Source organism: Haloterrigena salifodinae (genome assembly GCF_003977755.1).
In the GTDB taxonomy this organism is placed as follows: Archaea; Halobacteriota; Halobacteria; order Halobacteriales; family Natrialbaceae; genus Haloterrigena; species Haloterrigena salifodinae.
The window spans coordinates 88,269-111,675 of sequence record NZ_RQWN01000002.1 but is presented as its reverse complement, the minus strand read 5'-3'; the positions used below and the strand labels follow the sequence as shown (position 1 = coordinate 111,675).

Here is a 23,407-nt window from a genome sequence, read left to right as displayed (position 1 = left end):
GATTGATCGGCAGCCAGACGACTACTCGCGAACCGCGCCCGTCCCCGGCCGCTCGAGGCCCGCCAGATCGATCCGACCGCCGGGCATCGGGACGCCGTCGTAGGGGTCGTCGGCGAGCAGCAGCGAGCCGTCCAGATCGGCGTAGTCCAGCAGCGGCGCGAGGTGACAGGCCGCAGCGATCGAGGCGTTGGACTCGGTCATACAGCCGCACATGACTTCGAGGCCGTGGGCGCGTGCGGCGTGGATCATGCGTTTCGCCTCGAGCAGGCCACCGCACTTCATCAGTTTCAGGTTCGCGATGTCACAGCGGTCCGCAATCCGTGGGATGTCCTCGAGCGTCACACAGGACTCGTCGGCAGCGATCGGTAGCGGCGAGCGCTCGGAGACGTATCGCAGTCCCTCGGGATTCTCGGCGGGGACTGGCTGTTCGACGAACGCGAGGTCGTGCGCCGCCAGTCGCTCGATCTTGCGGACGGCCTCCTTCGGCTCCCAGGCCTCGTTGGCGTCGACGAACAGGCGGACGTCGGGCGCGACCGACCGAATCGTCTCGACGATCTCGAGGTCCCGATCCGTCCCGAGTTTGACCTTCAGCGTTCCGTAGCCGCGCTCGAGGGCGGTTTCGGTCTTCTCGCGCATGGTCTCCGTGTCGTCGATCCCGATGGTGTAGGAGGTCTCGAGCGTCTCGCCAGGATCGAGTCCCCAGTAGCGGTAGAGCGGAACGTCGAACCGCTTGGCGGCGAGGTCGTGGAGCGCGATGCTAACCACACAGCGGGCGGCCGGATTCCGCCGGACGGTCTCGCGCATCTCGCGTTCGATGCGCTCGAGCTGGTGGGGATCGCCCGTTTCCTCGACGATCGCGAGCAGGTCCGGCAGGACGGCCGTCACCGTCTCGACGGTCTCGCCGTAGTGGGACGCGGGCGCGGCGCCGCCGATACCGACCGTCCCGTCGTCGTCCTCGATGCGGACCGTGACAACGTCTCGCTCGCTCGTCGTCCCGCGGGCGATCCCGAACGGGTACTCGAGAGACAACGCGCGGCGTTCGAAGCTGGTCTCGAGCGTCATCGACGATCACTCGACGATGGCCTCGAGAACATCGTCGGTCCCGAAGCGAATCACGTCGGTCGCGGGCGCGTCGATCTCGGTCGCATACTCGTCGATCGCCTCGTGCGCGTCGGCGTCGGTCTCGAGGTCGCTAGTATTCAGCGCGCCCGCGACGATTTCGCCGCCCGAAACTGGCGCCAACAGCGACTCGTAGAGATCCACGTACGTCCGTCGGTCGGGGAGCGCGAACGATTCGTAGCCGTGGATCGCCTCCTGGCCGGCGTTGTGACAGAGGACGAGTTTGTCCGGCATCGACCCGTGGAGGATCCCGCAGGTGACCGCCGAGTACGCCGGGTGGACGATGCAGCCCTGGCCCTCGACGAAGAGGTAGTCGTGGTCGTCGCCCTTTTCCAGGATCATCTCCTCGACCGCGCCCGCGGTGAAGTCACTGACGACGCGGTCGATCGGGTTCCCCCAGCCCTCGATCATGATCCCCGTCTGGCCGGTCGGGATCACGGCCGCGTCGTGGCCGGCTTCTTCGGCCGCCCGCGCGAGTTCCATCGTCGTCGTCATCTTGCCGACCGAACAGTCGGTGCCGACGGTGAGGACGATCTCGGCGTCGGCCTCGCCGGCGACGCCTTCGGCGACGGACAGGTCTTCGGGCGGCTTGCGGACGTCCCGCAGTTCGCAGTCGTTTTCGGCCGCGAGGCGGGCGAACTCCTCGTCCTCGGCGAGGAAGTAGTGCAGTCCCGAGACGACGTCGCAGCCGTACTCGAGGGCCGTCCGAACGTCGTCTCGCCAGCTCTCGTCGAACGCCCCGCCGATGGGGGAAATGCCGATCAACAGGGCGTCGACGTCGTCGGCAGCGAGGTCGGTCATTCCGTCGACGATCGGTGCGTCCTGAACGTCCGGGACGAAGTCGTTCACGCGGCAGCCGGCCGACTCGCGGTCGAGGACGGCCGCGGCTTCGTAGTCGGCGTACCGGAGGACGCCGAGGGCGGTCTTGGCTCGGTCGGGAAACTTCTCGTGGGCGAGAATCGCGACGCGCATACCGGATCATCGCCGAGGGAGTACTTAAGCGGTCGATATCGAGGCCGAAGCGATTACTCCACTGACGCGCGGTGGCGCGCACTGTCGATCGGGCGGGACGAGAGGCGACCGAAGGGAGCACCTCGATGCGAACGGGAACGAAGTGACCTGTGAGCGAAGGCGACGGACCGATCGACGACACTGCGCGAGGTCTTCGTGATCGGAGCGAACGAAGGCGTGTCAGAACTCGTTCTGACAGTGGATGTGCGGGTGAGCGAAGCGGTTGGGGAGGGCGTGGCAATTCCTCGTTGCCAGCATGAGGAGGACAAACGACTAGTCTTCCACAGAACGCAGTGGAGCGGAGATACTGCAGTCTGCCCACTCGGACAGCGACTTGTCTGCCCGCGCAAAAAGTCGTCCTCGAACACGCTCGAGTCGCGCCCTCGAGCGCGTCCGGATCGCGATCGGGGGTCGCGCCTGTCAGTTTAGTTCTCCTCGAGTGCGCACGCGGGCGAACAGAACCCGCGCTGGGCCGCGTTCGCGTCCGGATATGCCTTGAATTCGTTACCACAGCTGCTGCAGCTGACGGTTTCGAAGTCGGACATAGCTCACTCGGAGAATCGTCCGCATCGACCAAAAATGGCCGCGGTTCGGCTCGAGCGACGGCAGTTCGAACGTCGACGCGAAACCCAGCTCAAACGCAAAACGACGACGGCGACGCCTCAGAACGCCCGAAACTCGGCCGTCCAGAACGACCGGTGGGCGTCCTCGAGGGCCGATTTCGGATCGCCAGTCGCGTCGACGGCGGCGGTCCCGGCCGGCTCGAGGCTCGCGTCCTCGGCGAGCGTCTCGACGACGCCGCGCTGGCCGGCGAGGTATAACCGGTCCCCGTCGTCGACGCGCTCGGACAGCGCTTCTCGGCAGCGCTCGAGGTGGTCGTCGATCTGATCGTCGCGGATGCGCTCGAAGCGGGCCTGCGAGAAGCCGCCCTTCGAGTGGTTCCCCTTGACGTCGCTCTCGAAGCCGCGGTAGTCGACGCGGTCGCCGTCCTCGTAGGTGCCGAGGGCGAACAGGTCGGTCCGGACGAGCGCGAGCGCGTACCGGCCGGTCGGCAGGAACCACTCGCGCTCGAACCGAAAGCGATCGTCCCAGGCGATTCGCGAGTCGTCCTCGAGGGCGCGGTCGGGCATCGCCGGCGGCTCGAGCGTGGCGGCGATCAGCCCGGCATCGTCGAGACAGAGCACGCACGGGGCGGCTTCGTCGACGAGCGCGGCGCGGTCGCCAAGCGGCGTCTCGAGGTCGACGTCGAACTCCTCGGCGAGCGTCTCGCTGCTCTCGTCCTCGCGGAGAATCGCCGTCAGCGCGCCCTCCGGGCCGGTGCGAAACGACGCCAGGCGGTCGACGACCGCCTCGAGTCGGCTTCCTCGGAGCCGTTCGCGACGGCGGACGGAGAGGCCGGCCTCGTCGCCTTCGAGTTGCTCGAGTTCGCCCTCGAGCTGGGCGATGCGGTCCTCGAGGCGGTTGACCCGCTCCTCGGCGTCCTGTCGGGCGGTGGCCGCCTCCGATCGGCGCTCGGATTCGGCCTCGTACCGGTTTCGCAGCCGCTCGTTTTTCTCCTCGAGTTCGTCGATGCGCTCCTTGAGCGAGGCACGGCCGAGTAACGCGTCCAGCATCTGGTCCGAACGGAAGGGGGCAGCGCGGCTACTTTTAGGTTCCGGCAGCGGGGTAATCGTCGCCTGAACCGGCGTCGGAGCCGGGCCAGCCGCCGATCCACGAGAGCAACTGCTCGGCGCGCTCGCGGCGGGCGAGCAGGACCTCGCGCAGGGAGGGTGGGTTGCGCACGTCGGTGTCCTCGAGCATCGGTTCGGGCACGGCGAGCGTGTTCGTCGGCACGGCGTCGTCGCCGTGGACCGGGAAGTGAGTGGACTCGAGTTTCATCACGAGCGGCGCGTCGAGGCGCTCGAGACCGTCACCGGTCGCGTACACCTCCTCGTTGATCCGCTCGTGTTGCTCGCTGTGCATGAGTGCGCGGTCCCCGTCGGTCGGGGTCACGTAGAGTCGTCCGAGATAGTAGCTCCGCGAAAACACCTCGAACATGGTACTAGTACACAAGGGCTGGCGGAATATAACTATTTTCGGATAGATTTAAGTCGTCGGACTTTCAGTGAAGAATACAATCTCAGGCCCGTTCGCAGGTGAATAGACGGTACGCGGTAAGAGTTGTTTTCCATTGAATGCACAGCCATCAACTGTTGTGAGCGTCGGGAACCGCTTCGGTCACGAAACACAAAACGATCCTCGCGCGGCGAGATAACACGGCGCTCGTCTGACTCCCGCCGACGGGCGGCGGTTCGGGGCCGCCGGCCGGAATCAACAGTTCACGCAGTTCAAACGGTAGTTGAACTATGCTAATAGCGTTTCTGTCGGGCGTAAACGTTCGAGCCGTTGCTCTGCTGGCCACGGACGGGATTGAACGGTTCGAACGAAGGTCTGTCTTTTTAGGACATTCGTTCGAACGGAGGCAGTGATGACCTCTCGGTCGGTTGCGTTCTTCGCACTGGTCGCCCTCCTCGGGCTCACGATCGCCCCGATCGCAAGCGGCGCCGTCGTCACTACCTTCGCCGCCGACGAGAACGGGGCTGAGTCGAACAGCACCGCCTCAGTTTCGACGCACATGCAATCCAGTGCGGCCGACACTGAGAACACGGTCGACGCCGAACTGTTCACCAAGCAGTACGAGGCGGCCGGCAACGAGAGCCGCGAAGCGCTCGTCCTCGATCGGACCGACGAACTCGTCGAGCGCCTCGAGACGCTCGAGACCGAACGCGAGGAACTGCGCGAACGCCAGGACGAACTCGACCGCGGCGCGTACCGAGCGCGGATGGCGAAGTTCACCGTCGAAATCCGCTCCCTCGAACGCGAGATCGAACGGACCCGACAGCGGGCAAACGAGACCGGCGCCGACACCGATCGTCTCGACGAACTCCGAACCAACGCCGAGAATCTCAGCGACCAAGAAGTGGCGGAAACCGTCCGCCAACTCGGCGGCCCCGACAACGTCCCGGGACGGGGACCACCCGAGGATCGCCCCGGGAACGGGCAGTCCGATGATCGACCCGGCAATGGCCCGCCAGCCGATCGCGACGCCGAGACGCCGGATAACGGACAGGGCCAAGGTAATGAGCAGGCGCCGGACGGAACCGAGCGCGGTCCGTCCGACGCGGCCGACGGCTCGGATTCCGATCCCGGGCCGCCGGGTGAGAGCGGCACGCCGGCCGACCGGTCCGGAAACGCCGATACGGGCTCGGATACGGATGCCGATCCGCCGAACGACGAAGCGGGAAGCGACGCTGACACGGAGTCGGAGCCGGCGTAGCGACCGGGAACACGGGACACAGTTCCGCGCGGGGAAGGATCCGATCGGCATCGTCGTACCGAGCAGACACGCTTTTCAGCGGCGACCCCCAATCATCGTTCGATGGACTCCGCCGCATTACTGGATTTGCTGGGGAACGAAAATCGGAGACGTATTCTCCGGTTGCTCGCCCGCAAACCCTGTTACGTCACGGAAATCTCTGATTACCTCGGCGTGAGTCCGAAGGCGGTCATCGAACACTTGCGCAAACTCGAGGAGGCGGGACTGATCGAGAGTCGAGTCGACGACCAGCGCCGGAAATACTTTCATATCGCGCGCAACGTCCGCCTCGAGGTGAACGTCTCACCGTACGGCTTCGCGAGCAAGAGCGCCTATCCCGCCAGCAGCAGCTTCGACTTGACGACCTGTCGCCACCTCTCGTTAGACGTCGCCTGGGAGGATGCCGACGGACTCGACGACCTCCTGCGGGCCCTCGAGGACTTAGAACAGCTCGAGAACGAACTCTCGCTCGCCCAACGGTGGGTACAGGGGCGACTCTGTGACGTCCTCGATCGTATCTCAGAGAGCGTCGGTACCGGTCCTGAGAGCCGTATCTACGCCGATCTACTGGCGAGCATCCGAACGGAACCGAAATCCGTCGGGGAACTCAGCGAGGACGTCGACGCGCCCCGCGAGGTCGTCGCCGACCTCCTCGAGTCGATGGCCGACGAAGGAATCGTCCGCCGCACCGAACGCGGCTGGGAGCTGACGACGGGTTAGGCCGCCGAGCACAATTATTCGATATCCTGGGTGAGCCCGTTTCGCAGATCGCGTCCGAAGTAGTAGCCCAGCAGACAGCCGACCAGCCCGATCGTCACGCCGACGGCGAGGACGGCCTGCGTGGAGCCGGCGATCGCGAGGACAGCGTGGCTGAGCACGGCCGATACGCCGCCGACGGCGGTCCCGGCGGCGCCCATCTCGAGGTAGCGCCGTTTCGAGGTGAGCAGACCGACGACGAAGGCGACGCCGAGCATGCCGAGCATTCGGCCGGCGAACGGGATCAGCATCCCGCCGCCGACCAGCCCGGCGCCGACGAGGAGCACCAGCGCGAGAAACGCCCGCGGCGAGAAGTAGTCGCCTGGCGAGCGCCCCGGCGTAAGTCGGTCACGCAACCGTCCGAGCCACGAGCTAGACGACTCCGCGGGCGCGGCCGTCGACGGCGCGGGTTCGTCGGACGACTGCAGCGTGCCGGAGCCGAGCGGGTCGTCGATCGCCCCGACGTCCCCGCTAGCCTCCGGCCGATCCTCCGGCGTCGACGCCGCTCCGGTCCCGGAATCGGCCTCGACGTCCGACCCCGAGAGCAGGCTCTCGGTCTCCTCTAAGAGGTCGTCGGTGTCCCGGCTCTCGGTGACCTCGTCCGAGCGATCGCTCATACGTTCTCGTTGGGCAGCCGACAGCATGGGTCTTTCCCATCGGCCACAGGATATACGACCGCGGGCTACCCACCGGGGGTATGAGCTGGCTCGCGCCCGCGACGTTCGGCCTCATCGCGGCCGGCGGCGGTGTCTTCTGTTACGTTCTCGTCGCGAACTTGGAGCCCCAACCGGAGTATCCGGAGCTGATGACCGATCTGGCCCGGCTGCTCGGGCTGGGGATCGCGCTCTGCGGACTCGTGATCGGCGCCGTCTTCCTGCGGGCCGCTGCGAGTGCGTACATCGCCTGAGTCGGTCGATCGACTTCGCTTCTCAGCCGGCAACGGACGTTCTCGACCCTCGAGTCGCGGGGCCCTCCCTTTTCACGCTGGCCGCGGTACCACCCATGGATGAGCACCGAGCTGGTCGCGTTCGGCGTCAGTGCGCTCGCCCTGGGGATCGGGGTGCTGATAGCCGGCCGACGGCTCTATCCGCGGCTCGACGTTCCCGAGGACGCCGCATCGACGCTGCAGTTGCTGACCGCGATGATCGCGGGCGTGCTACTGTTGACCGGGCTGGGGCTGGTTCTGATCGGGTTGTTCAGCTGAGCGGCTCGAGGTCAGAGGGGGTTTCGCGCGGTTATCCGGCGAACGGAACGCTGGTACGGAAGTAGATACTGTGGCGCGCGCTTCGGCGCAGTGAGCGAACAGCGAACTGCGCAGCGACATTGCGCGAGGGATGAGCGAGCGACTTCGGAGTGAGCGAATCGGCTGGGGAGGGTGGGCACTCCCCGTTGCCATGGTCGCAGCGTAGTCACTGTGCACCGTACTCGAGTCGTCGACCAGATTCGAGCCGATAGACGACGGATCGATCCCGGAAAGCGTGCCTTCAAGTCCGCCGCCGCGCAACGCCCACGCATGAATCCAGGCGATCGCGTTCGCGTCGACCGCGCGGATCGCACGTACGAAGGCGTGTTGCTCCCCTCGAGTACGGACGACCACCTCGTGGTGAAACTCGAGGGCGGCTACAACGTCGGCGTCGACCGGACCGAGGCCGAGATCGAGACGCTCGAGGAGGACATCTACGAAATCGACGGGACCGACGCGACGGGGCCGGAAGATGGCGACGCCAGCGACGAGGGCGCCGACTCCGAGATCGAGTTCGACGACGACCTGCCGACGATCTCGCTGCTCTCGACGGGCGGAACGATCGCCTCGACGGTCGACTACCGCACGGGCGCGGTGACGGCCCAGTTCGACGCCGAGGACGTCCTGCGCGCGGTGCCCGATCTGGCGGGTCGCGCGAACTACCGCGGCCGCGTCGTCGCGAACATCCTCTCGGAGAATATGGACCCGCCAATATGGCAGGACCTCGCCCGCGCCGTGTACGAGGAGATCGAGGCCGGCGCCGACGGCGTCGTCGTCATGCACGGCACCGACACGATGCAGTACTCCGCGTCGGCGCTCTCGTTCATGCTCGAGACGCCCGTACCGATCGTCTTCACCGGCTCCCAGCGCTCGGCGGACCGGCCGTCCTCCGATAACGTGATGAACGCCGTCTCGGCCGTCGAGGCCGCCAAGAGCGACTGCGCGGAGGTCATGGTCTGCATGCACGCCTCCGAATCGGACGACGTCTGCGCGCTCCATCGGGGCACCCGCGTCCGGAAGAACCACACCTCGCGCCGGGACGCCTTCGAGACGGTCGGTGCGGCACCGCTGGGCGAGATCGACTACGACACGGAGGAGATCGGGTTCCGCCGCGACTACCAGCAGCGCGGCGAGGCCGATCTCGAACTCCGCGAGGAGCTCGCGGACGACGTCGAGCTGCTCAAGTTCACCCCGGGGATGGATCCCGCGTTTCTCGACGTCGTCGAGGGTAGCGAGGGGCTGATCCTCGAGGGCACCGGACTCGGCCACGTCCACACCGATCTGATCCCCCGCATCGAGGAGCTCGTCGAGGACGGGACGACGGTCGTCATGACCAGCCAATGTCTCGAGGGCCGGGTCTGCGACCGGGTCTACGACACCGGCCGGGACCTGCTCGAGGCCGGCGTCGTCGAGGCCGGCGACACGCTGCCGGGAACGGCGACGGTGAAGCTGATGTGGGCCCTCGAGAACAGCGAGGACGTCGAGGAGGCGATGGGGACGTCGCTGGCCGGCGAGATCCAGGAGCGGTCGGTTCCCTGGGAATAAGGCCACGACGCGCTCGACCGTTCGATAGCGCGCCGAGTAGTTCGACCGAGAACTTATCAAATGGCTGTTCGATTGGGTTGTATGGCCAACGAACGGACCGACGACCCCATGCTCGATAGCTTCCAGCAGTGGCAGCTCGGCCTCGCCCTGCTTTTCGTCCTCTCGCTGGCGGGGACGGTCGGCGCGATGATGTTACAGATGCTCGAGGTTCCGTACGGCGGCGGGATCGGGACGGTCGGCGGCGCGCTGCTCGCATTCCTCGCGATTTCGTACTGGTACTACGGACGGTAGCCCGACTCGGACTCGAATCCGAGTCTAGACGCCACCGGGGGCGACCGCGTCTGCGAAACGCTTTCCCCCGCCACCGCGTGAGATAGCCCTGTTCGATCGACGATGGTACTCGACTCAGTCTCCGATTTCGGCCTCGAGATCCGACGGGCGACCCACGACGACTACGCGGCCGTGGCCGACTTCACGGGCGATATCTGGCCGGACCGCGGCGGCGACTACATCCCGCGGGTCTACCACGAGTGGCTCGAGGACGAACCCGGACAGGGAAAAAAGACGTTCCTCGCGGAGGTCGACGGCGAACCGGCGGGCATCGTGCAGGGTGTCATGCTCACCGACGACGAAGCCTGGTTCCAGAGCCTGCGCGTCGCGGCAGACTATCGGCGACGAGGCGTCAGTCGGCGACTCAACGAGGCGACCTTCGAGTGGGCCCGCGAGCAGGGTGCGACGGTCGGCCGGGTGATGATCTTCTCGTGGAACGCCGCCTCCTTCGGCGCCGCGCGGACTAGCGGCTTCGAGCCGATTACGGAGTTTCGCTTCGCGCACCCGGACCCCGATCCCAACGCCGCCGCGGGCCTCGAGGCCGAGGTCGACGACGCCTACCGCGTCTCGAGCGATCCCACCGCGGCGTGGCGCTACTGGACCCACAGCGACGCGCGCGAGCACCTCGACGGCCTCGCGATGGCCCCCGAGGAGTCGTGGGCCGTCCGAGAACTGACCCGTGCGGATCTCGCAGCCGACGAGACGGCCGTCTTCGCCGTCGAGGGTCCCGACGGGCTGGCCGGAATGGCGTATCGGTCGCGGATGTACGAGCGCGAGGTCGACGGCGACTCGAGCGACGACGAGACCGGAACGGAATCCGAGACGGAAACCGAGACGTGGGCCGAATACGGCGTCGGTGCGTGGGAGAGCGTCGACGCCGCCCGCGCGCTGTTCGCGGCCATCGCCCGCGACGCCGCCGATCTCGGGGCCGACGAAACGCGCGTGCTGATCCCCGAGACGCCCCGTCACGTCACCGACGTGCCCTACGCCGGTGCCGACATCTCCGAGGAGCCGGACTTCGTGCTCGGGATTGACCTGACGGGCGAGTGACGGCGCGTTTTCCGGATCAGAACATCCTCCCGAGCGTTCATATTCGTATCCGAGAATAGTCAGGTGAAGAACTCATGTACAACCCCTCGTACGAATCCGGTGAGGTCGTCGACGACGGCGACCTCGCGTTCACCGACGACGGTCTCGAGACGCCAGAGCGATACGTCGGCTTCGAGGGCGTCCTCGTCGTCGTCGCTCCGGACGTCCGCCGCCACGTAAGGCCCGTAGACGCGGTCACCGAAGACACGTCGCTGCTCGAGTGCTATCCGGCCGCCGCGGAGTGGTTCCAGGAACCCTACTGCGACGACGATACCGTGTTGATTCACCCGAAAGGCGCGGCCGTCGCCCACCGGTATCGCGTCGCCGACGAGCGCCGGGATCCCGTCGAGCGAGGTCGCAAAACACCGAGCAGCGCGTAACGGTCCGTTAGCCGCCGCTGACCGGCGGGAACAGCGCCAATTCGTCTCCCTCTTCGAGCACCGTCTCCAGGCCCTCCTCCTCGACTAAGACGTTCGTCCCGTTGCGGAGCACGTTGATCTGCGAGCGCAACTCGCCGTCCTCGAGGACCCGCGCCTCGAGGTCGGGCCGGTCGGCGACGAGTTGCTCCAGGGCGTCCCCGACGGTGTCGCCGGCGTCGGCGTCGACGGTGACGTGTTTGTCGCCCGCGCGTTCGGCGAGGTCGGCGAAGAGCTTCCACTCGGTGGCCATACGTGGCGGTATCGGTGCCGACGGCAAGTAGCTACCGCTCCCGGGTGCGTTCGGGCGGGGCGTCGTCGACCGACTCCGTCTCGTCGTCCGCGGTCGGATCGGTCTCCGGATCCGAGTCTGCGTCGGAATTCGCCTCGGAACCCGCACTTGCACCCGCATCCGCGTCCACGTCCGAATCCGACTCGAGATCGGCCGTCAGCGGCCGCTCGAGGTCACCGATCCGCCGCAGGGCGTCCGGACGGCCGAGCACGTAGGCGACGTCGCCGGCCTCGAGTCGCGTCTCGCCCGACGGCAGCGCGAGCGGGTCGGCGCCGGCCGCGCCGCGGTCGACCGCGAGGACGAACACCGGCAGCGAGCCGACGGCCGCGCCCTCGAGCGGATCGTCCGCGTCGACGGGGAGGGTGGTCACGGTTTCGTCGGCCGCCCGGAGCAGCGAGACGAGGTCCCGCTCGGCGCCGGGGTCGCGGGGGAGCGTGACGAGTCGGTACTCCTCGTCGGTCGAGAGCGTCCCCGCGTCGTCGGCGTCGACGGCGACGGTGGCCACGTCGTCGGCGACCCCGCGGAGCTCCCCGCCCGCGGCCCGCCGGAGCGAGTCGTCGTCGCGGTGCCAGATTCGGACGGCGTCGCCGGGGCTGGCGTCGGGCGCCGGATCGCCGCGGATCGCGACGGCGACGGTACCCGGCGCGAGCGTCGACCCGATGCCCGCTGGCCGGCTCCCGAGGGCCAGGTAGTCGATCGTCCGATCGGTACCGAACTCGACATCGACGTGGCCGATCCCGTAGTCGCGCTCGAGGCGGGCGATCAGTCGCTCGCGGAGGTCGTCGGTCGACAGCCGGCGCGGGAACAGCAGCGTGTGGCCGGTTAGTTCGATCTTGGTCGACTCCTCGACGGGGTCGTAGCCGTCGACGTCCGCGATCTCCTCCGGGAGTTCGACGGCGACGACGCGGCCAGCCGATCGGACCAGCTGTCCGACCTCGGTGATCGTCCGCGGCGTCGCGACGGCGAAGACGTCCGTCGCGAGGTGATCGCCCAGCCGCCGGCCGCCGTCGGCGGCGATCGCGCTCGCGACGAACGCGGCAACGGTGAACGCGACCGTACTCAGCTCGAGGAGTTCCGCGTCGCCGCTGATCACCTGCTGGAGCGCCGACTGAGCGTTGAGCCAGATCGCGACCATCGACACGCCGAGTAAGATCGCGACCCCTTCGGGGATCCCGTCGGCGCTGTACCAGCGGAAGACGAAGGCGACGCCGGCGGCGGTCCCGCCCGCTAGCAGCGCGAAGCCCGCGATCCCGACGAGCGCGTCGAACAGCGCCTCCGTGGAAACCGCCTGTGCGAGGATCGGCTCGAGTCCGAGGGCGGCCGGCAGCGTCATCTGGCGACCGCCTCCACGAACTCGTCGGTCGCCGCCTCCGGCCCCGCGACGAACACCTCGTCGCCGGGCTCGAGCGACCGTTCGATGCCGGGGGCGAACACCCAGCCGCTGCGACGGCCGCCGGTCTCGCTGCCCTGTCGGCGGGCGGCCAGCACCGTCACGTCCGCCGCGTCGCGGGCGTCGGCGTCCGCACTCGAGCCGACGGTGAGTCGCCGGATCGCGTGCTCGGCCCGCCTGACCAGCGCGAAGGCCTCGAACTCCCGGCTGGTCCCACGGGACCGGACGACTAACTTCGGCGTCTCGGTCTCGAGCAGCGACTTTACGTCTCGGCGGGCGACTGCGACGGTGACGCGGCCGATTCCGCCGGCGCTGGCCGCGCTCGGTTTGGGAGCGGGGACGGCGTCGGCCGCCGGATCGCCGCCGTCGGGGACCGGCGTCTCGTCGTCGGGGACGACCGACTCGTCGGCCGCGTGTTCGTCGTCGATCTCCGTCCGGGCGCTCAACACCGTGGCGGAGAGCGTTCGCTCACCGGCGCGGATCGACACCTCGTCGCCGCGCGCGAGCCCGGTCGGGACCAGCGTCGCGATCGAGACGGCGCGACGCCCGTCGGGGATTCGCTTCGAGAGGCCGCCCGAGGGCGGGGCCGCGGTGATCACCGCGCGGGCCCGTTCGTCGATCGTCACGCTGACGTCGGCCAGATCGTGGTCGGTCCGCAGCCGCTCCTCGAGGCGGGACTCGAGTTCCGACAGCGGCAGATCCGCGGGGAGTCGCCACGAGCCGTTCTTCAGCGACCGGCGGAGGTCCGGTGACAGCGGCGGGTAGCCCTCCATGTCGTGGATCTCGCCGGTCGGACGGACCGTGACCCGACCCATGGTGCCGACGAGTTCGACGACGTCGGTCGACAGCGTCCGCTGGCGGATCGAGGTGAGCGAGAGCCGCCGAGGGAGTTCGGCGCCGAGCTTGTCCCCCTGATTGTGGGCGTAGAGCGCGAGCATGAGGACGACGAGGACGGCGACCAGCAGCCGCGGCGACTGGGCGATGGTGGGCTCGATGAGGCCGAGCAGGCCGCCCTGCACGCTGGCGATCGAGAGCGCGAGGACGACGACACCGAAGCCGGGCAGCGTCACGCCGGTGAAGTAGCGGACGAGAAAGCCGAGCGAGCCGGCGACGAACGCGGGGACGATACCCGTCAGAAGACCGAGATAGATGCCGAGCAGGACTTCGACCGGGAGCGCCATTGTGGGCGAGTGGGACGGAATCGTTAAATCTCCACCGACAGCGGCGGTGCGTTCGCCGGCGCGCGATCGGTCCCTACGGGTAGCGAGGGGCCGCTAACTGCCTCGAGTCGCGACGGGCGGACGGGACGATCGGGTCACGACTAATTGACGAGCTGACAAGCGATAGGTAGCTGTGAACGTCCGTCAACAGAGGCGTTTAACTGACCCCAACGCGGATCGAGGCGTATGGCCGACGACCGGTCGCTTCGATCGCGGCTGCCCGACAACTGGCATCGGGTCCTCTCGATGCGGGCAGCCGTCGCGCTGGCGCTGATCGTCGCCGGGCTCTCGGTCGCGACGGCGATCGTCAACATCGGCACGAACGCCGTCGGCGGGCCGCTCAGCGAGTACGTCCCTGAGGCGATTCAAAGCGCAGCGGCGTTCACCGGGGCGATCACGGGGTTCCTGATGGTCGGTAGCGCGCTCGCACTTCGGCGGGGGCTGCGGGCGGGTTGGTGGGCGACGCTGCTGTTGCTCCCGCTGACCGCCGCCCAGGGACTGCTCCAGTCGAGTCAGTACTCGCTGCCGCTGGTCGCGCTCTCGCTGCTCGCGATTCCGATGCTGCTGGTCAGTCACGGGCGCTTCGACAAGGCGCTCTCGCTGAGCACGACACAGATCGCCGCCGGCTTCGCGCTGCTGGGCGTGCAAGCCTACGGAACCTTCGGCGCCTACGCGCTCCGCGAGGACTTCGATGGGATCAACAACATCTTAGACGCCTTCTACTTCACGCTGATTACCTCGAGCACGGTCGGCTACGGCGACATCACGCCGGACCAGACGTCGACAGAGGCGATGCTGTTCACCATGTCCGTGCTCGTGCTCGGCGTGGCCAGTTTCGGTATCGCCATCGGGGCGCTCGTCGGACCGGCGATCCAATCTCGCATCACGAAGACACTCGGAAAGATGACCGACTCACAACTCGAGTTACTCGAGGACCACGTCCTCGTGCTCGGCTACGGCGAACTGACGGAACCGATCGTCGACGAACTCGCGGCCAACAACCGGGAGTTCGTCGTCGTGACCGGCGACCGCGAGGCCGCACAGACGCTGACCGACCGCGGCCTGGCGGTGATACGGGGCGACCCCAGCGACGAGGAGCCGCTCCAGCGAGCGAAGATCGACCGCGCGAGCGCGATCCTCGTCGCCACGAATCACGACGCCGAAGACGCGCTGGCGATCCTCACCGCGCGCCAACTCGCCCCCGAGACCCGCATCGTCTCGGCCGCGACCGACCGCGAGAACACGCGAAAGCTCGAGCACGCCGGCGCGGACGCGGTGATCAGCCCGTCGGTGCTCGGCGGACACCTGCTGGTTCAGTCGGCGCTCGGCGAGGACGAGAGTCCGCTGATCGAGCACATCATGGGCGGCGACTGACCTCGAGATTCGAGCGGCGGAATCGTTTTGGATCGCCGACGCGAAGTCGCCAGCGATGGCGATTCCGACGTGGACGTGGGCCGAACGCGCGCAGGAGGGATCGCTGGCTGTCGTCGGCGCCGACGAGCAGACGGACGACCGCGAGACCGCGGCGGATCTGTCGCGGACCGCCGACGAGTTCGAACTGCTCGCGAGTCCGATCCGACTCGAGATCCTGCTGGCGCTGGCCGACCGGGAGACGCCGCTGCGCTACACCGACCTCCGGGCGGCGACGTCGATCGACGATAACGGCAAGCTCAATTATCACCTTCGGCGACTCGAGCCGTACGTCTCCGGCGGCGACGGTAACGACGACGAGAACGGTAGTAGCGGTAACGACGACGGTGCCCGCGACGATGGCGGTGCCGGCTACGAACTGACGCCTCGCGGTCGGCGGTTGCTGGACCGACTGTCGCTCTCGTGACGGCAGCCGAGCCCGTCGGCACCCGCTAACGGCGCCGTCGCCGCGTCGTGTCACCGAGAGTAGAGAACGCGCGTTCTCCGAGATTTTAGGGGTTTAGGGCCCGCTCTATGGAGTTGACGATGACGGAAACGGACTCGAGCGGCGACCGCGGCCGGAGCGTCACGACCGCGGACGGAGACGAGAGCGAGACCGACGGACGACCGACCGCGGACGCGACGTCGACGCGCCGGGTAGCCTTCTCGCGATCGGGGGCGCGACGGGGGTTTCGGGACTGTCTTCCGGTCGCGGTCGGCGTAGCCGGCTATGGCGTCGCCTTCGGCGTGCTCGCGTCGCAGGCGGGGTTGAGCGCCGCAGAGGCGACGCTGATGAGCGCGACGGTGCTGGCCGGGGCCGCGCAGTTGCTCGCGGTCGACCTCTGGGCGGCGTCGGCTTCGGTCGCGACGATCGTCCTCGCGACGGCGGCGGTCAACCTCCGATACCTGCTCCTGGGTGCGACGCTCCGGCCGTGGTTCGCCGACCGGTCCGCGCTCGAGACCTACGGGAGCGCCTTCTTCACCGCCGACGAGAACTGGGCGCTGACGATGCGCGCGTTCGTCGACGCCGGCGCTACCGACGGCGCGGACGGAAGCGAACCGACTGACGCCGCGTACCTCCTCGGAAGCGGCCTCGCGATCTGGCTCCTGTGGGTCGCTGCAACAGTCGTCGGGGTCTTCGCGAGCGACGGCGTCGCCGATCCAGCACGGTACGGCCTCGACGCCGCGTTCCTCGCTGTTTTCGTCGCGATCGCCGTCGACCTCTGGGACGGGCGGACCGACCTGCTGCCGTGGACGGCCGCCTTCACCGCTGCACTGGCGACCGCCGTCGCCGTGCCCGGGCGCTGGTATCTGCTCGCCGGCGCGCTGGCGGGCGGTCTGGTCGGCGTCCGCCGCGCCGACGTCGGGGTCGACTCGCGCGGGGTGGGCGGATGAGTTCGAGCCCCGCGACGGCGCTCGAGCCGACAACCGTCGGCGTCGTCCTCGCGATGGCCGTCGTCACCTACGCGACGAAGGCCGGCGGACTGTGGCTGGTTGGACGACTCGAACTCACCGAACGGGCCGAAACCGCGCTCGAGGTGCTCCCCGGCGTTATCGTCGTTTCGATCGTCGCCGGCGAACTGGTCGAGGGCGGTCCAGAAGAGTGGCTCGGAGCGGCCGTGGTCGCGCTCGTCGTCTGGAAGACGGAGCGGCTCCCGCTGGCGCTGGTCGCCGGCATCGGGACGGTCGTACTGCTCCGTGGGAGCGCCTGAGCCAGTGGGACAGCGAAAATCGGGTACTACTGATGGCGACCGCGGTGGACGATCGCGACGTCGGTCTCGAGGTCGCTGAGTCGCTCGAACGTCGGCGGCGAGACGAACCGCGAGGCGGCCGAGCGGTCGGTGCTCGAGCCGACGAAGATCACGTCGTACTGGGACGAGACGCGCTCGAGGTAGGACTCGACGGGTTCGGTGACGACGTGGGTCTCGAAGCGGCCGTTGAAGGCGTCAACGAGGTCCGCGACGGTGGTCTCCGCGGAGCGGCGCTCGGACTCGCGGTCGATGCAGGTACAGACGCTGGTCGGGTGCCAGGAGCCGGTGATCCGCTGGGCGAAATCGACCATCGCGCGGGCGGTGTCACCGGCGCCCCGAACCGGGACCAGCGCGTGCTGCCAGCGCTGGCGGTTTTCGGCGGAACGGAAGGCGATGACGTCGATCTCGCTGTCGAACAGGTCGACGATGAACGGCGAGAGGCCGCCCCCCTCACGCTCGGCGTACGGCGTGACGATCAGATCGCAGTTGTGCTCTCTGGCCGTCCGGAGCACCAGCGACGACGTGCGGTCGCCGGCCGCGACGACGACCTCGCAGGGAATGTCGTACGCCGATGAGAGATCGGCCGCGAAGGACTCGAGGCGGCGAGCCGCGGGCCCTGGTTCGTCCTCGGCGATGTCGGCGGCGTCGTCGACGGCGTCGAGGAGGACGATCTTCCCGGCGTCGTGAGCGCTCGCGAGTTCGGCGGCGAAGCGGGCGACCGGTTCCGAATCGCCGTCCTCGTCCCAACTCTCGTCCAGCGGGACGAGGACGTGGTCGTCGCCGTCCGTCGTCCGGTAGAGGTACTGCGCTCGGCGCTCGTAGAATCGGTTCCGCCAGACGACGAAGACGGCCGCGACGAACGAACTCGAGACGACGATTCCGAGCACGTAGACGACCTGCGCGTTACCGGTGACGAGTACGAGCAGCGCGGTCGAGAACGCGGTGGGTTCCTCCAGGTCGAGCGCCCAGGTGACGGCGCCGGTGAGGAAGATGCCGAGCGCCGCGCCGATCGCGCTGACGCCGGTGGCGCCGTCGACGCCCGCGGCGTCGACGAGGGCGATCGCGAGCCAGCCGCAGAGTGCTCCCGCGGTCATCCCGCCGACGAACTTCGTCGGCGTCGAGTACCGGCCCTCGGGATCGGCGAAGAGGGTGTACGTTCCGGAGGCCAGCGGCGGAAACAGGAGGAAGGAGACGGCGGCCGTCACGTTCGCCAGCCAGGTCACCGCGGCAATGAGCAGCGGGACGAAGAGCAACACCGAGAGGTGGATCAGGTTCCCGGTGCGTTCGATCCAGCGGATGAAGGCGTCGAATTCGCGTCGCTCCAGCCGCCGCAGTCGCCGTCGCGTCGCGCGGAGCCGCGCCAACACCGACTCGAGCATAGGCTCCGTTGGACGACCCCCGACGAAAAGTGTTCGCGTTCGTGACGGTGATCGCCGGCCCAACGAAGCCCAGCGCGCCGCGTTACTCCGGCGCGCCCTCGAGGATCGCGACGCCGCTCGAGGCGCCGATCCGTTCGGCGCCGGCCTCGAGCATGGCCACCGCCTCGTCGTAGCCGCCGACGCCGCCGCTGGCCTTGACGGGGAGGTAGTCGCTCATGAGTTCGACGTCCGCGACGGTCGCGCCGCCGCTCACGGCTTCGCCGTTCGCACGTTGTTTCTCCGAAACAACGCTGTCGGCGAACCCGGTCGAAGTCTTGACCATCGCCGCGTCGGCCGCGACCGCGGCCTCGCAGGCGCGGTGTTTCTCCTCGTCGGTCAGGAGCGCCGTCTCGATGATCACCTTGACGGGGATCGGGACCGCAGCCGTGAGCTCCGCGAGTTCGGCCCGGACGACGTCGTCCTCGCCGGCTTTCAGCCGGCCGACGTTGATCACGACGTCGAGTTCGTCGGCGCCGGCCTTCCAGGCGAGGACGCCCTCCCGTCGCTTCGCCGCGGCGCTGTGCTGGCCGTGGGGGAAGCCGATCACCGTCACGAGGGTCACGTCGGGCGCGTAGTCGGCGGCCGCCTCGACGGCGTAGGGCGGAATGCAGGCGTTCATGCCGTACTCCCGGGCCTCGTCGAGGACGCGGCGGACGTCGGCGATCGACGTCTCGGGGCCGAGCACGGTGTGATCGATCAGGGGGGCGAGTTCGCTGCGGTCCATACGGGGAGGGAATCGCCCGACGGGCAAAAACCCCGCCCGATTACTTTTGCCGTCCGGCGGGCAACGTGTTAGCATGGACGATCGTGGGCACGACGTCGCGCCGGCCGTCGAAACGACCGCCGACGAGATCGCCGCGATGGAGATCCGCGGAGCCGCGACGATCGCCGACGCGGCTGCCGAGGCGCTGGCGATCCAGGCCGAACGCTCCGACGCGGACCGTCCCGACGCGTTCGAACAGCAGTTGCGTGCGGCCGCGAAGACGCTCTACGAGACGCGCCCGACGGCGGTGAGCCTGCCCAACGCGCTCCGGTACGTCCTCGCCGGAATGGATGGCGAGACCGTCGCGGAGCTGCGCGCCTCGATCGTCGACCGCGCCGCGGAGTTCCGCCGCGATCTGGACCGGGCGCAGTCGAAGCTGGGATCGGTCGGCGCGAACCGGTTGCGCGACGGCGACATCGTGATGACCCACTGCCACTCGACGGACGCGCTGGCCTGTCTCGAGGCCGCCGTCGAGGACGGCACCGAGATCGAGGCGATCGTCAAGGAGACCCGGCCCAGAATGCAGGGCCACATCACGGCCGGCCAGTTACGCGAGTGGGGCGTCCCGGTCACGGTGATCGTCGACGGGGCGGCCCGCCGGTACCTCGATCGGGCGGACCACGTCCTGGTCGGGGCCGACAGCATCGCGGCCGACGGAAGCGTGATCAACAAGATTGGCACCAGCGGGCTGGCGGTGCTCGCCCGCGAGCGCGGCGTGCCGGTGACCGTCGCCGCCCAGACGATCAAGCTCCACCCCGATACCATGACGGGTCACACCGTCGAGATCGAACGCCGCGACGAGCGGGAGGTGCTCGACGAGGAGGCGCGGGCCGCGATCACCGACGGCGCCGACGGCGTCGACGACGGACTGACGGCCGAAAACCCGGCCTTCGACGTCACCCCGCCGCGGTACGTCGACGCGATCGTCACCGAGCACGGCCAGTTCCCGCCGGAAACTATCGTCACGCTGATGCGAGAGCTGTTCGGCGAGACGGTCGACGAACCCTGGGAGCTGTAGGAAATGACGGGTTAGCGCCGCGACGTTTCTCGTCGAACGAGACGACGAAGGAAAACCGTCATTTCCGCGAATGATTAGCAATCGGAAAGTGTTTGTCGCTGGTGTGTGCGAGTACGGATATGGTATTACCCGAGGGGTTCGTGCTCCCACCGTGGTACCTCCTCGTCCCGCTGCTAGTGATACTGGCGGGGATCATCGCATTGCTGTGGGTTCTCGAGCCACCGGTAACCGATCGGACCGTGCTGGCGTTCGCGCCGTGGATGATGTTCGGCTCCGCCCTGCACGTCCTCTATCAACTCGACGCCTATCCGGAGAACGTCGAGACGCTGTTCGCGACGCCGACTGTCTACCTGGTCGCGGCGGCCGTCGCGGGCGCCGCCTGGATCGTCGCGATCTTCCTGTACGCCGGGGGACTCCAACCGACGATTTCGCGGTTCTTCGGCATCGCCGGGACCGCCTTCTTCGCCGTCTTCGCATCGATCATCCTCAACGTGAGCTGGGGCGAAGAGACGTTCAACCTCTTCTGGCCGGTCATCGCCGTCATCGCCGCCGGGATCGTCACCGCGATCGTGTGGGTCGCGCTGAGCCTGTGGTTTACCGACGTCGCGGCGACGACGAGTTACACCGGCGCGCTGGTCGTCTTCGGGCACACCCTGGACGGCGTCTCGACGGCCGTCGGCTACGACGTCATCGGCGTCGAAGAGACGGTTCCCCTGTCGGCGCTGCTGCTCGAGGCCGGCGGGTCGCTGCCGATCGCTGAGTACGTCGGCGCCGGCTGGCTGTTCGTCCTGGTGAAGGCCGCGCTGGCGCTGGTGATCCTCGGACTGTTCAAGGAGTACGTTGAGGACGCGCCCCAGCAGGCGCGGATCGTCCTCGCCGGGATCGCCGCGATCGGGCTCGGCCCCGGCGTCCACAACGTCTTGCTCTTCATCGCCACCTAGGTTTTTTTTTCCGACGGTCCCTTCTTCCCGGTCGTATCGGATGTCCCCTACCGTACTCACCGCCGGTCACGTCAACTGGGACGTGACGCTGCGCGTCGACCGACTCCCCGCCGCCGACGGCGAAGCGACGATCCGCTCACAGCGCCAGTCCGGCGGCGGCAGCGCAGCCAACGTCGCCGCCGCGCTCGCCGGCCTCGAGGTCGACGCCGAACTGATCGGCAGCGTCGGCGACGACGACAACGGTCTGCTGGCCAGGCGCGGCCTCGAGGAGACCGGCGTCTCGCTGTCGGGGATCCAGGTCGTTGAGGGAGCCGAGACGGCGGTCAAGTACCTGCTGGTCGACGACGAGGGCGCGGTCTCCATTCTGGGCAACGACGGCGTCAACGAGGCCGTTCGGCCGGCGGATATCGACGGCGACCGGGTTCGGGCGGCCGATCACGTCCACCTCACGAGCCAGCGCCCGGAGACCGCCGCGCGGATCGCCTCGATCGCCGCGGCGGCCGACGTCACCGTCAGTTTCGATCCCGGGCGTCGATTCGGCGACCGTGCGTACGACGAGACCGTCGCCGCGGCCGACGTTCTGTTCGTCACCAAGCGCGAAGCCGCGGCGCTGGCCGACGCAGCCGCCGTCGATTCCGAGCCGACCGAACGGATCGTCGCGGTCACGTCCGGCGGCGATGGCGCCGAGATCCGGACTCCCGACGGCAGCTACGCACATCCCGGGTTCGACGTCGACTCGGTCGACACGGCCGGCGCCGGCGACTCGTTCGCGGCGGGCTTTCTCGCGAGCCGACTCGAGGGCGCGTCGATCGAGGACGCCCTCGAGTACGCCAACGCCTGCGGCGCACTGACGGCGAGCCGGGAGGGTGCACGTAGCGCACCGATGGCGACCGAGGTCGAACAGTTTCTGGACGGGCGCGCGGATTGAATCGGGGATCCACGATCGGCGCTGGTCCGTGCTCGAGTCCGGTCGGCGCTCGGTGCTCGAACGGGGTGGCGATCGCCCCACCAAAGGTGGTCTAACGGGGTGAATCGTGACCGGGCGATCCGGCCGCCGTCGTGCAGTTTTCACCCGGTGTTGTCTGACGGTAAGTATATGGGCTGGGACGTTGGTCACTCAGCTAGACGGTCACGGAGACGTGACGGAGAGACATGACGGAACGAAGGATCAGAGAGTCATCTGGATGCGAGTTTAAACGCTGCATTCAGTACGATCGAGACACGGACGAACCGCCGAGTATAGCTACTGCAACCGCACTAGCGCGGTACTTCGACGACGATATCGGTTCCACCAGCACCCGGCTGTACGACTATATCGACCCGGACGCACTCGACTCCCTCTTTGCGGACACGCACCGAGGGACGAGTCGGGCCGAGGGGACCGTCGAATTCAGCGTCGAGGACGCGACGGTGACGGTCACGCCCGAACGAGTGGAGGTTTCCCCCGACTGCTGACTGAACGACCGGGTCGAACACACTCCGCGGCCGATCGCACTCGGCGGTGGGGTGGGGACGGGGGACGGTCGCAGGTCGCCGAACCGACGGACGCTCGGGACCCGTCCTCGAATCTTTTTTCTCGCCGCCACTGGAATCGGCGGGTATGGCAACGCAGCCACACCTGCTGGTCGACGACGGCGACCTGACCGATCGCGTGCTCGTCCCGGGCGATCCCGGTCGCGTCGATCGCATCGCCGACCACTGCGACGACTCCGAGACCATCGCCCAGAACCGCGAGTACAAGGTCGTCAACGCGACCTACGAGGGACAGGAGCTGACGATCTGCTCGACCGGTATCGGCTGTCCGTCGGCGGCGATCGCCGTCGAGGAATTGGCCAACGTCGGCGTCGAGACGATCATCCGCGTCGGCACGACCGGCGCCCTCCAGTCGGGCATCGAGATCGGCGACATGGTCGTCGCGACCGGCGCCGCGAAAGCGGAGGGGACGACCAAGCGCTACGAGGACGTCTCCTATCCGGCCGTCCCCGACTACGACGTGCTGTCGGCGCTGGTCGACTCGGCCGAGGCCAACGACGAGGACGTGCAGGTCGGCCCGGTCGTCTCCGACGACGCCTACTACGCCGAGACCGACGAGCACGTTGCCGACTGGGAGGAGGCCGGCCTCCTGGCGGTCGAGATGGAGGCCGCCGCGATCTTCTCGCTGGCCCGCCGCCGAGGTCTGCGCGCGGGGGCGATCTGTACCGTCGACGGCAACCTCGTCGAGGGCACCCAGAAGGGTACCGACACCGAGGACGACGAACTGCCGGAGAAAGCGAAGAACAACGTCGGTCGCGCGATCGACATCTCGCTCGAGGCCGTCACCGACCTATAACCGGTTCCCTC

The 23,407-nt window shown here is 68.1% G+C and carries 27 protein-coding genes; 17 read left to right on the top strand and 10 right to left on the bottom strand.

The window, feature by feature from the left end:
• Positions 1 to 21: 21 nt before the first annotated feature.
• The 4 genes from EH209_RS09320 to EH209_RS09305 all read right to left on the bottom strand — a co-directional run bounded on the left by EH209_RS09320 (position 22) and on the right by EH209_RS09305 (position 4,167).
• Complete coding sequence (locus tag EH209_RS09320; protein ID WP_126662653.1) at positions 22 to 1,062, bottom strand: dipeptide epimerase; 1,041 nt, start codon at positions 1,060 to 1,062, stop codon at positions 22 to 24.
• 6 nt (positions 1,063 to 1,068) lie between these two features.
• Entirely contained in the window at positions 1,069 to 2,091 is a 1,023-nt protein-coding gene (locus EH209_RS09315; RefSeq protein ID WP_126662652.1) for a DUF1611 domain-containing protein, read from the bottom strand.
• A gap of 701 nt (positions 2,092 to 2,792) precedes the next feature.
• Complete coding sequence (locus tag EH209_RS09310; protein ID WP_126662651.1) at positions 2,793 to 3,743, bottom strand: Vms1/Ankzf1 family peptidyl-tRNA hydrolase; 951 nt, start codon at positions 3,741 to 3,743, stop codon at positions 2,793 to 2,795.
• Positions 3,744 to 3,777: 34 nt separating this feature from the next.
• Complete coding sequence (locus EH209_RS09305) at positions 3,778 to 4,167, bottom strand: DUF5802 family protein (RefSeq protein WP_126662650.1); 390 nt, start codon at positions 4,165 to 4,167, stop codon at positions 3,778 to 3,780.
• 430 nt (positions 4,168 to 4,597) lie between these two features.
• On the opposite strand from EH209_RS09305, the gene EH209_RS09300 reads away from it, so the two are divergent.
• Together EH209_RS09300 and EH209_RS09295 are read left to right on the top strand one after the other, a co-directional pair.
• Positions 4,598 to 5,446, top strand: coding sequence for a hypothetical protein (locus EH209_RS09300; RefSeq protein WP_126662649.1), 849 nt, complete (start codon positions 4,598 to 4,600; stop codon positions 5,444 to 5,446).
• A gap of 102 nt (positions 5,447 to 5,548) precedes the next feature.
• The gene (locus tag EH209_RS09295; RefSeq protein WP_126662648.1) at positions 5,549 to 6,205 is read left to right on the top strand and encodes a metalloregulator ArsR/SmtB family transcription factor; all 657 of its coding nucleotides are present in this window, start codon (positions 5,549 to 5,551) and stop codon (positions 6,203 to 6,205) included.
• Positions 6,206 to 6,219: 14 nt separating this feature from the next.
• Here the strand turns inward: EH209_RS09295 and EH209_RS09290 are convergent, their stop codons facing one another.
• A complete protein-coding gene (locus EH209_RS09290; protein WP_126662647.1) occupies positions 6,220 to 6,858 on the bottom strand; it encodes a DUF456 domain-containing protein in 639 nt (212 codons plus the stop codon).
• Between the two features lie 80 nt (positions 6,859 to 6,938).
• On the opposite strand from EH209_RS09290, the gene EH209_RS09285 reads away from it, so the two are divergent.
• The 6 genes from EH209_RS09285 (at position 6,939) to EH209_RS09260 (ending at position 10,828) form a co-directional block, all read left to right on the top strand.
• The gene (locus EH209_RS09285) at positions 6,939 to 7,148 is read left to right on the top strand and encodes a hypothetical protein (protein ID WP_126662646.1); all 210 of its coding nucleotides are present in this window, start codon (positions 6,939 to 6,941) and stop codon (positions 7,146 to 7,148) included.
• 99 nt (positions 7,149 to 7,247) lie between these two features.
• Positions 7,248 to 7,445 carry a hypothetical protein gene (locus EH209_RS09280; protein ID WP_126662645.1) on the top strand — a complete coding sequence of 66 codons (198 nt, stop codon included), beginning with the start codon at positions 7,248 to 7,250 and terminating at the stop codon, positions 7,443 to 7,445.
• A 309-nt stretch (positions 7,446 to 7,754) separates the two neighbouring features.
• A complete protein-coding gene (gatD, locus tag EH209_RS09275; protein ID WP_126662644.1) occupies positions 7,755 to 9,029 on the top strand; it encodes a Glu-tRNA(Gln) amidotransferase subunit GatD in 1,275 nt (424 codons plus the stop codon).
• An 81-nt stretch (positions 9,030 to 9,110) separates the two neighbouring features.
• Positions 9,111 to 9,320: a hypothetical protein gene (locus tag EH209_RS09270; protein ID WP_126662643.1), complete on the top strand. Its 210-nt coding sequence runs from the start codon at positions 9,111 to 9,113 to the stop codon at positions 9,318 to 9,320.
• Between the two features lie 102 nt (positions 9,321 to 9,422).
• The gene (locus EH209_RS09265; protein ID WP_126662642.1) at positions 9,423 to 10,409 is read left to right on the top strand and encodes a GNAT family N-acetyltransferase; all 987 of its coding nucleotides are present in this window, start codon (positions 9,423 to 9,425) and stop codon (positions 10,407 to 10,409) included.
• 74 nt (positions 10,410 to 10,483) lie between these two features.
• The gene (locus EH209_RS09260) at positions 10,484 to 10,828 is read left to right on the top strand and encodes a hypothetical protein (RefSeq protein WP_126662641.1); all 345 of its coding nucleotides are present in this window, start codon (positions 10,484 to 10,486) and stop codon (positions 10,826 to 10,828) included.
• A 7-nt stretch (positions 10,829 to 10,835) separates the two neighbouring features.
• Here the strand turns inward: EH209_RS09260 and EH209_RS09255 are convergent, their stop codons facing one another.
• Genes EH209_RS09255 through EH209_RS09245 form a run of 3 tightly spaced genes read right to left on the bottom strand, consistent with a single transcriptional unit; the run spans position 10,836 to position 13,727 of the window.
• Positions 10,836 to 11,117 carry a ubiquitin-like small modifier protein 1 gene (locus EH209_RS09255; protein WP_126662640.1) on the bottom strand — a complete coding sequence of 94 codons (282 nt, stop codon included), beginning with the start codon at positions 11,115 to 11,117 and terminating at the stop codon, positions 10,836 to 10,838.
• A gap of 31 nt (positions 11,118 to 11,148) precedes the next feature.
• Positions 11,149 to 12,489 carry a TrkA C-terminal domain-containing protein gene (locus EH209_RS09250; protein WP_126662639.1) on the bottom strand — a complete coding sequence of 447 codons (1,341 nt, stop codon included), beginning with the start codon at positions 12,487 to 12,489 and terminating at the stop codon, positions 11,149 to 11,151.
• On the bottom strand, positions 12,486 to 13,727 hold the full coding sequence (locus tag EH209_RS09245) for a potassium transporter TrkA (protein ID WP_126662638.1): 1,242 nt from the start codon (positions 13,725 to 13,727) through the stop codon (positions 12,486 to 12,488). The genes EH209_RS09250 and EH209_RS09245 overlap by 4 nt, the downstream gene beginning before the upstream one ends.
• A 225-nt stretch (positions 13,728 to 13,952) precedes the next feature.
• On the opposite strand from EH209_RS09245, the gene EH209_RS09240 reads away from it, so the two are divergent.
• The 4 genes from EH209_RS09240 (at position 13,953) to EH209_RS09225 (ending at position 16,888) form a co-directional block, all read left to right on the top strand.
• Positions 13,953 to 15,140, top strand: a complete 1,188-nt coding sequence (locus EH209_RS09240; RefSeq protein ID WP_126662637.1) for an NAD-binding protein — start codon at positions 13,953 to 13,955, stop codon at positions 15,138 to 15,140.
• A gap of 55 nt (positions 15,141 to 15,195) precedes the next feature.
• Positions 15,196 to 15,603, top strand: a complete 408-nt coding sequence (locus EH209_RS09235) for a DUF7347 domain-containing protein (protein ID WP_126662636.1) — start codon at positions 15,196 to 15,198, stop codon at positions 15,601 to 15,603.
• Between the two features lie 119 nt (positions 15,604 to 15,722).
• Positions 15,723 to 16,571: an AzlC family ABC transporter permease gene (locus EH209_RS09230; RefSeq protein ID WP_126662635.1), complete on the top strand. Its 849-nt coding sequence runs from the start codon at positions 15,723 to 15,725 to the stop codon at positions 16,569 to 16,571.
• The gene (locus tag EH209_RS09225; RefSeq protein ID WP_126662634.1) at positions 16,568 to 16,888 is read left to right on the top strand and encodes an AzlD family protein; all 321 of its coding nucleotides are present in this window, start codon (positions 16,568 to 16,570) and stop codon (positions 16,886 to 16,888) included. Before EH209_RS09230 ends, EH209_RS09225 begins: the two co-directional genes overlap by 4 nt.
• A 26-nt stretch (positions 16,889 to 16,914) precedes the next feature.
• Here the strand turns inward: EH209_RS09225 and EH209_RS09220 are convergent, their stop codons facing one another.
• Positions 16,915 to 18,306, bottom strand: a complete 1,392-nt coding sequence (locus tag EH209_RS09220) for an HPP family protein (protein ID WP_126662633.1) — start codon at positions 18,304 to 18,306, stop codon at positions 16,915 to 16,917.
• Between the two features lie 82 nt (positions 18,307 to 18,388).
• Positions 18,389 to 19,069 carry a deoxyribose-phosphate aldolase gene (gene deoC, locus EH209_RS09215; RefSeq protein WP_126662632.1) on the bottom strand — a complete coding sequence of 227 codons (681 nt, stop codon included), beginning with the start codon at positions 19,067 to 19,069 and terminating at the stop codon, positions 18,389 to 18,391.
• A 73-nt stretch (positions 19,070 to 19,142) separates the two neighbouring features.
• Here deoC and EH209_RS09210 point away from each other — a divergent pair, with 73 nt between their 5' ends.
• The 5 genes from EH209_RS09210 to EH209_RS09190 all read left to right on the top strand — a co-directional run bounded on the left by EH209_RS09210 (position 19,143) and on the right by EH209_RS09190 (position 23,396).
• Positions 19,143 to 20,126, top strand: a complete 984-nt coding sequence (locus EH209_RS09210) for a ribose 1,5-bisphosphate isomerase (RefSeq protein ID WP_126662631.1) — start codon at positions 19,143 to 19,145, stop codon at positions 20,124 to 20,126.
• A gap of 119 nt (positions 20,127 to 20,245) precedes the next feature.
• Positions 20,246 to 21,067: a DUF63 family protein gene (locus EH209_RS09205; RefSeq protein ID WP_126662630.1), complete on the top strand. Its 822-nt coding sequence runs from the start codon at positions 20,246 to 20,248 to the stop codon at positions 21,065 to 21,067.
• Between the two features lie 40 nt (positions 21,068 to 21,107).
• On the top strand, positions 21,108 to 21,995 hold the full coding sequence (locus EH209_RS09200) for a carbohydrate kinase family protein (protein WP_126662629.1): 888 nt from the start codon (positions 21,108 to 21,110) through the stop codon (positions 21,993 to 21,995).
• Positions 21,996 to 22,219: 224 nt separating this feature from the next.
• A complete protein-coding gene (locus tag EH209_RS09195) occupies positions 22,220 to 22,522 on the top strand; it encodes a HalOD1 output domain-containing protein (RefSeq protein WP_126662628.1) in 303 nt (100 codons plus the stop codon).
• Positions 22,523 to 22,667: 145 nt separating this feature from the next.
• Positions 22,668 to 23,396, top strand: coding sequence for a nucleoside phosphorylase (locus EH209_RS09190; RefSeq protein WP_126662627.1), 729 nt, complete (start codon positions 22,668 to 22,670; stop codon positions 23,394 to 23,396).
• The last annotated feature ends 11 nt before the right edge of the window (positions 23,397 to 23,407 follow it).